An 11196-nucleotide genomic window follows, 5' to 3' on the forward strand; every position below is an offset into this window, starting at 1 on the left:
TACTCGGGCTGGCTACTGCGTCCATTGTTTACATTGGTCTTGACGCGTATACACTCACTCGAATGCGTATAGAGCTGTTTTCCTTAACTGGGTCTGAACAACCAAATATGAGGATGGCGCACCTAAGGCGAAGCAACGCTTGGCTGGATTCCCTCATCCCAAAATCAGTCGGCTACTCAAGCAATGCACTCCATCGCGTGTTTCAGAGGTGCGGCTTGATATGGTCGTTCGCACTTCTGATATCTTCGCCATTGATCATTGTTGCGGCTCAAGCAATTTGCGTTGCCTCGACAACAACTCTATTGAGCGTCTCACTTTCATCGTTGCTTCTGTGGCTGGGCATAATCCTATCGGGGAGCAGCATAGTTATTCTCGTAATTGTTGCGATTGTCCCACTCAAATTTACCTTGCGAGCTGCGCAGGGGTAGGCTGCGTGCTCGCCACGCACCGCGCCGCCCATCGTGCATCGGCGCGTGACATCACGCGCCCTACGCCCACCGCATGGAGGGCAGCGCGGGGGGAATGTGAGGCGGCGGGGGCGTAGGGTGCGTGCTCGCCACGCACCGCATCGGGATCCGGAAACATCGGCCGGTGCGTGATATCACGCACCCTACGCGGCACCAGCGACGCCGCGGGAGCCCATGGCCACGGCGCGTCTCCGCCCTATCTCTCGCCCATGCGCCTCGCCCTCGCTCTCTGCCTCCTCGCCGGCCCGCTCCATGCCTGGGAGTTCTCGGCCGATCCGCTCTGCACCCTCTCCCACTCGACGGAGGAGGCGGCGGTGGTCGTGACCCATGATCCCGCCATCCCGGAATACGCGATCACCATCACCCGGGCGGGCGCGCCCTGGCCCGGGGGGCCGGTCTTCGCCATCCGCTTCGAGGGGCCCCGCGGCCTCACGATCTCCACCACGCGCCACGGCCTGGGCGAGGCGGGCCGCGCGCTCACCGTCACCGATCGCGGCTTCGGCAATGTCCTCGACGGGCTTCAGTTCAACGACACCGCCACCGCGCGTCTCGGCGACACGGCGGTGGCTTTCCCGCTCGACGGCGCGGCGGAGCCGGTCGAACGGTTCCGCGCCTGCGTCGCCGCGCCGGTCGCCTGAGCGCCCTGCCCCTCGTGACATTCCCGCCGATCTCGTTAGGCTTCGGGCCAAGCGGCGGGAGAGTGATCATGCGGAAACGAAGCCTCGCGGTGCTGGTGGCCGCCAGCCTCTGGGCGCTCCCCGCATTCGCGCAGCCTGACGGCTTCGGCGGGCAATGCCTCGCCGCACCCCACGACGCGCCGGTGACGGCGCGCCAGCACGAGGTCGCGGATCTCGTGGACAGCCTCCGCCCCGCCCTCGCCCGGTTCGATAGCCTCGAGCGCGCGCTGGCCGAGGGCGCCCCCGAGATCTGCCTCGTGGACGCGCTTCTCGACGCGCAGGGCTATCTGGGGGTGGAGGAGAACCGCATCGTCCTGCGCGCCGCCCTCGCCCCGCCCATGCGGCAGGCGGTGCTGATCCACGAGCTGCGCCACTTGCACCAGGCGCGCACCGGCGCCTGCCCGGGTCCGGCGCTGTCGATGGGCGAAACCGCGCGTGCCACGCTCGCCCTCGAGGCGGACGCCACGGCCGTCACGCTCCACGTCGCCTGGGCGCTCCGCGCCGAGGGCGCGCCCGCCGTCTGGGACGCGCTTGCCGCCTGGCCGGGGCAGCGGGACATCGCCGCCGCCTTCGCCGGTGCGATGGCCGAAACGGGCGATCCGGTCCGTGCCGCCGCGCGCGCCTTCGCGCAGTGGTACGTCTCGGAGTGGCGGCGGGAGACCTACCGGATCGCGGCCTGCGCCGACTACCTCGACCGTCAGGAGCGCAGCCACGCCCTGCCCACCTACGGGGCGCTTCCGCAGGGCTTCCTGTCGGCGCTCTGCACGCTGCCCGACGGGCGCGCCTACCCCTGCACGCCGCCCGCCGGCGAATGAGCGCGCCGGCCGCGCCCCCCGGGACCCGGCATGTCCCGCGCCGGTGACCCGGCGCGGGGATCAGTCGTCGGTGTCGTCGCCCTGCAGGATCATCCGGAACGTACCGAGCGCCACCCCGCTTTCCGCCTAGTCGTCGAAGTTCACCACGATCCCGTTCTCGGCCGTCGGCGCGAAAAGCGTGCAGGAGCCGCGGGCAAGCACGCTTCGCTCGCCGCCCACCGCGACGACGACGCGGCCCACATTCCCGGCATCGAAGCAGATGAGGTAGTTGCCGAGCGCCCCGCGTCCGGCCAGCACATACGCGTTCTCGGGTATGTCGCGTTCAAGCGCCCAGGTGCCCGACACCGAACTGTCGATTTCTGCCGCGGCGGCCAGCGGCGCGGCGAGGAAGCCTATCGCTAGGGCGAGGAGGCGGTAGCTGCTCAACATTTTATGGCCTCACCTATATGTAGTGAGAACACTAACATAACCGCGCCCGGCGGCGCCAGCGTTTGTCGAATCACTCGTCACTTTCACGCGGCCGGCGCGCAAGGCCGGTGCGCGGCGACAGTGTGCAGCCGATGCGTTAACAGGATACGGACGGCGATTTCGCCGTCAGCGCACGGTCTCCACCGCGACGCCTTCCGCGCTGCGGGACAGGCGTTGGGTCACCTCGCCGACCTCCCGCCCGCTGTCGCGCAGAATGGTCAGGAGCACATACTTCCCCTGGGGCAACTCCGAAAGGTCGAGCGTGGCGCCGAAGCTCCGGGCCGCGAGCGGCATCAGCGGCCCGGCCGCCTCGCTGGCGAGATCTCCCCGGCGCAGCTCCGCGCCGTCGGCGGCAAGAAGGCTGTAGCGCGCCTCGGGGCGCAGCAGAACGTTGCCCGTGTTGACCGCCCGCAGCGCGAGCGCGTAGTGGCCCGCTTCCTCGAGGCTGGAGACGCGCAAGGGCTCGAGCTCGGCACGGGCCACGTCCTCGCCCTCGGGGCGCGTCACCTCGACGAGGGCGGTGGCCGACCCCGCGCGCTGACCGTCGCCGTAGCGCGCGTCGAGCCGGAGTTCGGCGTAGTAGTTCCGGTGCGCCGCGTCGGTGCCGGGAAACCGCGCGAGCAGCCGCAGGTTCCGCGACTGGCCCGGCCGCAGGGTGAACCGCGCGGGCGCCACGTCGATCCAGCCGGCCGCCGACAGGTCCTCTCCGCGCAGCTCGGCGCTCGCGCGCCCGCCCATCCCTTCGGGCAGCGCGACCTCCACCGTCACGTCGACGGGATCGATCGAGGGGTTCTCGACCGTGACGCTGCCGGTGCGCCGCGCGCCGGCGCGGTAGTCGTACTCGAACACCTCGGGGCTGAGCCCGAGTTCGATGTCGGTCACCAGGTCCTTGATGTCGGGATGCCCCTCGAAGGCGATCTCGCGGCGCAGGGGCACCGTGCGCCGCCCGTCCACGTAAAGCTCTCCGCGCACGCGGTAGTCGCCCGCGGGCAGAAGCCGCCCGAGGTCCACCGGCACCATGAGCGTCGTTTCGGGAAGAAGGCGCCGCTCCTCGATGGGCACGCGGCGGATCTGCCGCCAGGTATCGCTGGCATCCTTGTAGTCCACCCAGATGTCGCCGCCGAAGCGGGAGTAGGTGCCGCCGCGGTTCTCCACCCGCGCGGTCACCACCGTCGTCTCGGGAAACGGCGCGGCGGCGGCGTCCTCTGCGCCCGTGACGTCCGGCAAGCGGTAGGACAGCGTCGCATCGGCAAGGCGCACGTCCTGCCGGGCGGGACGCCCCTCCGTGCCGAGAATGATCGGAACCAGAAGGCGCAGGGTCAGGCGCAGCCCCTCGGCATCCTCGGGCGGGCGCGCCGTCAGCAGAAGGCCGGCGACATGGCTGCCCTGCGCGGAAGCGGGCACGCGCATCAGAACCTCGAGGATCGTCGTCTGGCGCGCGTCCACCTGCACCTCGGAGGGCGCGGTGATCCACGGCGCGGCCGAGCGCGGCAGCACCTGGCCGCCCTCCTCGTAGGGCACGATGGTGAAGGCGCCGTCGGGCGTCTGGGCCAGCTGGACCACGTCCACCTCCAGAAGCCGCCCCTCGAGCTGCGAGGTTCCGGTGATCTCGATGGGAATGTCCACGGTGGTGCCGGGCGGCACCTCGCCTTCCACGGTGAGCGGGCGCACCTGGAAGCCCTGCGCCGCGGCGCCGGGCGCCATCGCGCCGAGGGTCAGAAGGGCGAGGAGGACAAGCAAGGCTGCGCGCACGGGGACGGCCCTTTCGCTGGGATGTCGCGCCGCGGGTCGGTGCGGCCACGCATTCGCTACGACAGGCCGCGGCGGTTTTCAACGCTCAGCGCGGCTGAAGCGTGATCTCCACCTCCAGGCTGTAGATGCCGGGCGCGGGCAGCCCGGTGGGATTGTCGGTGAAGCGCGGGCCCAGATCGGCCCCGACGCCCCAGAGCGCGGCGCCGCGCGCGCCCAGGGCGGCGAGCCGGCCATCGGCGTCCTGGTAGATGCGGGCCTCCCCGCCACCATTGCCGCCGCCCCCCGGGCGGCCGGGGCGTCCCGGACGGCCGGGATCGTCCAGCCAGTCGGGCGGGCCGGTCTCGCCCAGCCAGTCCGGGCGCCCCGGCGGGCCGAGCCAGTCCGGCCGGCCCCTGCCCCCCCCCGCGCGGTCGCGGGCGAGGTAGACCCGCCCGCCGCTCCGGGGGGCGCCGTCCGAAAAGGCCGGCTGGCGGTAGTTCGCGGGCGCGGGCGGGGCCGGCTGCCATGTCGGAAAGCCGATCGTGACGGTGTAGGGCACGGTGGACAGCACGCGGAACCGCGCCGTGTCTTCGGTGGTCTCGAAGCCCGGCGCACCCAGCAGATCGGCCACGACGTAGTCCACCTGCCGGTCGAGCACCTGCACCAGCAGCGCATCCCGCCCGCCCGGCCGCGGCACCACCTGCCCGCCCTGCTGCGCCACGGCGGGCACGGCGAGGCCGGCGGCGAGAAGAAGCGGAATTAGGGTGCGAAAGGGTCTCGTCATGCGCGGTCAGCTAATCCGAGCGGGGCGTCGAAGGCAACACAGCCGCGCGCCCGGGTGCGGGCCGCGCGGCTGTGAAGCGATGGCGGAGAGGCAGAACGGGGCCCCTCCACACAGGTCGTCGGTGGCGGTCAGGAGGCCGAAACCGTGATGGCGACGTCGAGCGAGTAGGTGCCGGGCGCAGCGACGTCGTTCGTGCAGTCCGTGATGTCCGGAGAGGCTGAGGTGCCGATGCCGTAAACGACGTCCATGCCGGGCGCGTAGGCCGTGCCCACGGTCCACGGATTGGCCCCGCCCGAAGGGTAGCTCACACCGGTGCCGTCTTGTCCGGGCGTCTCGTCGAAATGGACGGCACCGCCGATGGAGCAGCCGGCGACCGAGTTGTAGTAGTTGGCCTGCGCGTATCCCGGCGTCGGATCGCCGACACCGGCGTCAATCCAGGTCTCCCAGGCGAGCGCGATGTCGTAGTCCACGTTGGCCGTGACGGTGAAGGTGGCCTTTTCGTCGCCTGCGCCGTTGTTGTTCACGTTGTTGTTCGCGCCATCGCCCGAGCCGGTCGCGATGTTCAGGTCGCCGATGGTCGACCCCTGGCTGTCGGTGATCGCGATGTAGTCGCCGACCGTCGCATTCAGCGTGACTGTGTCGGTGGACTGGGCGTAGGCGCCCGTGCCGAGAAGGGCGAGGGCGCTCGCCGTGGCTGCAAGTTTCTTCATGTCTGTCCTCCAGTGTTCGAGGCAATGCTCAAAAAGGGTCGCGCCGCGGGACTTCGGGTCGCGGCCCGGGCCCTCAGAGGGTTAATGAGAGAGATTGTCGAAAAATTGAGCGGCCCGGGGCCGAATTGAGGCCGAGAAGGCGACAATGCGCGCGCCCTGCCCTGCGGCACCGCCTATACCATTGATACAATTCCAATATCGCGCAATAGATGTTAATTAATTATTAAATCTCTTTAAGGTTGCGCCTCGTCCCGGCGGCCGCCCCGTTCCGATCAATGGGGCGCTTCGCCGTGAACCTCCGGCATGGGCGCGGCGGCGCAGCACCCTCCTCGCGATGGCTCCCGCCGCAAGAGGCCCGGCCCCGATACGGCGGCGCCCACCCGGCCGCGCGAACAGATGACGCCGCGCCGGCCAGGACATCCCCAGCGCGCCCCGGCAGGGTGGCAATTTGACGACACTTCCCCGGGCCCGGACAAATTTGACTGTTTTCAGGATCTTCCGCATGGTAGCTAAACTGGAAATCGAATGTGCCGCGAAAAACGATCCACAGAGCAGCGCGGCGCGGCAAGGACAGGCCGGATCTACCGGCGACCTTTCGAGGCAGGAAAATGCAGGTGAGACCGATAACCGGCAGGCTTTTTGCGTGCGTCCTGTGCGCGCTCGCGATCGCTTTCGCCACCGTCGCGCAGGCCCAGAGCCGCGCCATCGTCGACAACGTCTTCTTCCAGACCGATCTTCGCACCGCGCTCGAGGATATCGCGGCGCAGACGGGGGCCAACATCGTGGCCGACCCCGGCGTGCAGGGTATCGTGACGGTCACCATCGAGGATGCCACGATCGAGGACGCGCTCGACCTGGTGCTGGCCGGCACCGGCTATCGCGTCGTGCGCCGGCCCGACTACTTCCTCGTCTACAATCCGGATCCCCGCGCCGACCTCTTCGCGGAAGTGTCGGACACGGAGGTCATCGCCCTGCGCAATCTCGAAGCCTCCGCCGCGCGCGACCTGCTGGTGGAGCCGCTGCGCAAATACGTGCGCGCCGACAGCGCGAACCGGCGGCTCGTCATCTCGGCGCCGCCGGAGCTTCTGCAGGTCATCCTGCAGGACGTCGAGACAATCGACCGCCCGAACTCCGACCAGACCGTCTTCGCCGCGCTCACCTACATCGAGGCGGCCAGCGCGCGGGAGCTTCTGCCCGAGCGGCTGCAGGGTTACGTGCGCGCCGACCAGGTCCGCAACAGCCTGTCGATCAGCGGCCCCGCCTCCGTCCGGCAGGAGGCGTTGCAACTCGTCCAGCGCCTCGACCGTCCGCTTCCACCCAAGAACGTCGATGCGCGCGACGTCTACGATACCGGCCTGATAAAGCTGGACCACGTGACGGCGGAGGTGGTGACGAACCTGCTGCCCGAGAACCTCGCCACCCATGTGCGCGCCGACGCGGTGTCGAACACGCTGTCGGTCAACGCGCCGCCCGCCATCGCGCGCCAGATCCACGCCGACATCGCCAAGATCGACCAGCCGCGCAAGCACATCATGCTCGAGGCGCGTGTGGTCGTGCTCGACACCACCGCCTTCCTCGATCTCGGCACCCAGTTCCAGCCGCCCGGCCTGACCGCCGGCGCGAACCGGACCGACGGCACCACCGACATTTCTGAGATCGCGCTCGGCTACACCAGCGGCCGGACCTTCACGAACGCGCTCGGCCTCACGCTGAACCTGCTGTCCGAGAACAACCAGGCCGCCATCGTGGCAAGCCCGCAGGTTCTTGCGCAGGACGGGATCGAATCCGTGATCCGCGTGACCACCGCCGAGTTCTTCCAGATCCTGACCGAGAACGACAGCTTCATCCGCAGCGACCTCGAGGAGATCGAGACCGGCACGATCCTGCGCATCACACCGCAGGTGGGCCGTGACAGGACGCTCACGCTCGACATGGAGCTCGAGGTCTCCGACGTGGTGGCGCGGGGCGAGCAGAACCTGCCCGTTGTCAACCGTCGCACGGTGCAGAACACCGTGCAGCTTCAGAACGGCGGGACCGCGGCCGTGGCGGGGCTTTCCGATCTTCGCAGCCAGCAAGGCCGCAGCGGGATACCGGGGCTTCGCAACCTTCCGTTTCTGGGCCGCAACGACACCTCGCGCAGCCGGACGCAGCAGGTGGCGATCTTCGTGACGGCAACGCTGGTGGAACCCGAGGACCGCCGCTTTCGCAGCGGCAACCCGGGGGCGGTTCCGCTCGGCCAGGTGGACGAGACGGCCTTCCGCTCCGAGCTTGCCGCCGCCATGGACCGGCTTGGCTACCGGTGAGGGAGGGCGTGAGCTTGAAGAAGACGCTAATCTTCCTGGTCGTGTCGGCACTGGCGTCCTGCGCCGACGTGAACGTCTCCAACTCCCTTTCGGGGGTCGTGCCGATCTCGGGCGGTCAGACGGCGCGCGTGTCCGCCGACGATCTCGTGATCGCGATGGGGCGCAGCGGCTTCTCGCGCGAGGAGATCCTCGAACACGGACCCGCGATCCGGAACGCGCTGTCGAACCGGGGCGGCGCGGAAGTACGCCGCGGCGGGCGCGTCACCGCCATTCTTTCGGTGATGGACGGCTCGCTTTACGTGGTCAGCCAGCGCGGCGGCACCTACGTGCACGAACTTGGCGCCTGATCCCAGCGCGCGCGCCGAGAGCCGCACCTCACGTCACTCGCGCGACTGCGCCAGGTAGGCGGCGATCGCGGCCACATCCTCCCGGGCGAGCGCGATCCGCGGCATCATGCCGATGCCGGCCTGCGTGGCGTGCTGCAGAACGCGCGCGGGCAATCCGCGAATGTCGCCCACCTCGCCCTCGGCCCCGGTCGGACCATGGCATTCGCGGCAGTTGGCGATGTAGAGCGCCTCTCCGCGCGCGATCTCGGCGGTGTGATCCGCGATCGCCTGCCCCGTCAGCAGGGGCGAAAGGATACAGATGATCGCGGCACTGCGGTATCCCGTCACGGGGGCGGCCTCCCTTGCGCGCGGCGCGTTGCCTTCGGTCCCGGGCGTCGCGTGGAAAGGGCGCGAAACCGCGCCCTTTCCGTCTTTCTAAGTCCGGCGTCAGGTGCCGATGAAGCCGCCATCGTCCTTCGTGATGACGACGGTGGCCGAACGCGGCACGGTGCCGTCGTAGTCGGGAAAGCCCGACCCGAAGTCGCCCTGGGCGAACTGCTCGGCCGAGGCGTGGGCGCCCGGATGCTGGAAGTTGACAAACATGGTCTTTCCGTCCGGCGTGCTGACGACGCCGGTGCACTCCTGCCCCCAGGGTCCTGTCATGAAACGCTTGATCTCTCCGGTGGCCGGATCGGCCGCCAGCAGCATGTTCATGCCGAACTCCTTGAGCGGGCCTTCGTAATCGGGACCGGTATCGCCCATGTCGGTCTGGATCCACAGCCGCGAATCGTTGTCGCACCACAGCCCGTCCGGGCAGGCGAAGATGCTGTCGTCGCCCAACGCGCCGCCCGTGGCCAGCGCCGAGTTGCGGGCGTTGCCCGCGATCACGAACAGATCCCACTGGAACGTCGCCTTGGTGTGGTCGACGTTCTCGTAGTTCCAGCGCACGATCTGGCCGAAGTTGTTTTCCGCGCGCGGGTTGACGGCGTCGGTCTGGGCCTGGGTGCGGCGGGAGTTGTTGGTGAGCGCGAAGTAGAGCGTGCCGTCGTTGGGATCGACGGTGCCCCATTCCGGGCGATCCATCTTCGTCGCGCCCACATGGTCCGCGGCGAGGCGGGTGTTCACGAGGATGTCGGCCAGATCGGCGAAGCCGTTGGCCGGCGTCAGCCCGTTGCGTCCCGGCGCCAGAGCCAGCCATTCGCCGGTGCCGTCGTCGTTGAACTTGGCCACGTAAAGCGTGCCGCTGTCGAGGATCGAGCCATCCGTCTCTCCCGGCACCCAGACGCCGTCGGAGACGAACTTGTAGATGTACTCGAACCGGGCGTCGTCGCCCGAGTAGCACACCACCGGAGCCCCCTCGACGACGGGGGCGAACACGACGCCCTCATGCGCGAAGCGGCCCAGATGGGTGCGCTTGACCGGCGTGCTTGCGGGATCGAACGGGTCGATCTCGACCATCCAGCCATAGGTATTGGGCTCGTTGCGGTAGTCCTCGGTGGCCGAGGCGCCCCGGGTCGTGGCGTCGAACCTGACGAACTCGTCGGCGCCCGACTTCGCCTTGTGCCAGCCGTAGCGGCCACCGTTCGGGTTGGTCGAGACGCCATAGCGGGCATGCTCGCGCGGCAGGTCGGGCTTCTGGTCGATCTGGGTCGTGTTCGAGAAGTAGCCCGCCCAGTTCTCTTCCGCGGCGAGATAGGTGTTCCACGGCGTCACGCCATGGGCGCAGTTGTTGACCGTGCCGCGGGTCATCGTCCCGTCGGGGCTGTACTTGGTGCGCACATGCGCCGAGCCGCGGACCGGGCCGCCGATCTCCATCGGCGTGTTGCCGGTGATCCGGCGATTGTGCGGGTCGGCGACGATGGCCCACTGGCCGTCGGCCTGCCTTGCGGTACGATAGATCGAGATGCCGTGGGCGGCGATCTCCATGCGCACCTCGTCGTCGTCGCGCATGCCGTCGGCGTCGTAGACCACGCTGCGCTTGTCATGCGCCACGCCCTTGTAGCCTTCCTTTTCGGCATGCAGGAAGCGCGGCTCGATGTACTCGTGGTTGAGGACGAGCAGACCGTCCTCCGAGGAGACACCGTCGATCGGGAAGAAGTGGATTCCGTCGTGGCATTGGCCGATCTGGTGCTCCTGCTCCGCGCCGGTGTTGGCGCCGGAACGGAAGGCGGGCATGTCGCCCGAGACCGGCTCGCCGGTCGCGCCGAGAACCTGGAAGCTGTAGCCTTCGGGGACGACCACGACGTCCTCGAAACTCACCGGCACGGGCTTGAACCCGATCAGCTTGGAGGTGCCCTGCGCCAGCGCCGCCTTGCCCGACAGCGCGCCGCCGATCAGACCGGTGGCGATGGTGGCGAGGCCCCCCATCATGAAGCCGCGACGCGCGACGCGGGCCTCCATCACGTCGTAGAAGTTGCGATTGGCGGACGTGTTGCACTGCGGCTCGTCGCCGTGCTCGTAGCCCATCGCCTGCGTGTGGTCGGGATAGTCCCGCTCAAAGTCCTTCATGTCCAGCTCCCTGTGCTGCATCGAAAGAGCGAGTCGGCAGACCGCTCGACGCGGAGTTAGCTGCCAAGTGTCACAGGTGCGTGACGAACGCGGCGGGGCGCGACCCGCCGCCGGCAGCAGCCCTCCGAGTGTGCCCGCCCCGGGTGATGTTCCATTGATCCACCGCAAACCAGCGCGGAACTCGGGAGATGGCTGACGCCGGGTCGTTTCGTGCTGGAGAACGCTCGGCGCATTGAACAGTGATTATTCGCGACTCGGGAACGAAGCGACACCGCCCCGGCCCGGCAAACGGGCGCTTCCCGGCGGGGCCCGCCCGGAAAGGCCCGCCGGACGCCGGAGGTGGAAGATCCCGACGAGACAAGGTGGATCGGGACGATAAGACCCCGTCGCCCGCGCCCCGGCCCGCG

Annotated in this window: 10 protein-coding genes; 4 read left to right on the plus strand and 6 right to left on the minus strand. The window is 69.0% G+C overall.

Features of this window, described 5'->3' with window-relative positions; genetic code table 11:
• Window positions 1–595: 595 nt before the first annotated feature.
• Window positions 596–1105: a hypothetical protein gene (locus tag AB6A65_RS02695; protein ID WP_371036818.1), complete on the plus strand. Its 510-nt coding sequence runs from the start codon at window positions 596–598 to the stop codon at window positions 1103–1105.
• Between the two features lie 68 nt (window positions 1106–1173).
• Window positions 1174–1959 carry a DUF6782 family putative metallopeptidase gene (locus AB6A65_RS02700; protein WP_371036819.1) on the plus strand — a complete coding sequence of 262 codons (786 nt, stop codon included), beginning with the start codon at window positions 1174–1176 and terminating at the stop codon, window positions 1957–1959.
• A gap of 126 nt (window positions 1960–2085) precedes the next feature.
• On the opposite strand, the gene AB6A65_RS02705 is transcribed toward AB6A65_RS02700, so the two are convergent.
• The 4 genes from AB6A65_RS02705 to AB6A65_RS02720 all read right to left on the minus strand — a co-directional run bounded on the left by AB6A65_RS02705 (window position 2086) and on the right by AB6A65_RS02720 (window position 5652).
• Window positions 2086–2388 carry a hypothetical protein gene (locus AB6A65_RS02705; RefSeq protein WP_371036820.1) on the minus strand — a complete coding sequence of 101 codons (303 nt, stop codon included), beginning with the start codon at window positions 2386–2388 and terminating at the stop codon, window positions 2086–2088.
• A gap of 165 nt (window positions 2389–2553) precedes the next feature.
• Window positions 2554–4179 carry a hypothetical protein gene (locus tag AB6A65_RS02710; RefSeq protein ID WP_371036821.1) on the minus strand — a complete coding sequence of 542 codons (1626 nt, stop codon included), beginning with the start codon at window positions 4177–4179 and terminating at the stop codon, window positions 2554–2556.
• 85 nt (window positions 4180–4264) lie between these two features.
• On the minus strand, window positions 4265–4942 hold the full coding sequence (locus tag AB6A65_RS02715) for a hypothetical protein (RefSeq protein ID WP_371036822.1): 678 nt from the start codon (window positions 4940–4942) through the stop codon (window positions 4265–4267).
• Window positions 4943–5070: 128 nt separating this feature from the next.
• Complete coding sequence (locus tag AB6A65_RS02720; RefSeq protein WP_371036823.1) at window positions 5071–5652, minus strand: hypothetical protein; 582 nt, start codon at window positions 5650–5652, stop codon at window positions 5071–5073.
• Between the two features lie 614 nt (window positions 5653–6266).
• Between AB6A65_RS02720 and AB6A65_RS02725 the strand changes: the two genes are divergently transcribed.
• Both AB6A65_RS02725 and AB6A65_RS02730 read left to right on the plus strand, forming a co-directional pair.
• Window positions 6267–7955 (plus strand): secretin and TonB N-terminal domain-containing protein, encoded by a 1689-nt coding sequence (locus tag AB6A65_RS02725; RefSeq protein ID WP_371036824.1) that lies wholly within the window; start codon window positions 6267–6269, stop codon window positions 7953–7955.
• A gap of 14 nt (window positions 7956–7969) precedes the next feature.
• Window positions 7970–8302, plus strand: coding sequence for a hypothetical protein (locus AB6A65_RS02730; RefSeq protein WP_371036825.1), 333 nt, complete (start codon window positions 7970–7972; stop codon window positions 8300–8302).
• 33 nt (window positions 8303–8335) lie between these two features.
• On the opposite strand, the gene AB6A65_RS02735 is transcribed toward AB6A65_RS02730, so the two are convergent.
• The gene (locus tag AB6A65_RS02735; RefSeq protein ID WP_371036826.1) at window positions 8336–8629 is read right to left on the minus strand and encodes a cytochrome c; all 294 of its coding nucleotides are present in this window, start codon (window positions 8627–8629) and stop codon (window positions 8336–8338) included.
• Between the two features lie 99 nt (window positions 8630–8728).
• The gene (locus AB6A65_RS02740; protein ID WP_371036827.1) at window positions 8729–10789 is read right to left on the minus strand and encodes a PhoX family phosphatase; all 2061 of its coding nucleotides are present in this window, start codon (window positions 10787–10789) and stop codon (window positions 8729–8731) included.
• Window positions 10790–11196 lie beyond the last annotated feature (407 nt).

The organism is Rhodosalinus sp. FB01, assembly GCF_041365715.1.
Classification (GTDB): domain Bacteria; phylum Pseudomonadota; class Alphaproteobacteria; order Rhodobacterales; family Rhodobacteraceae; genus Rhodosalinus.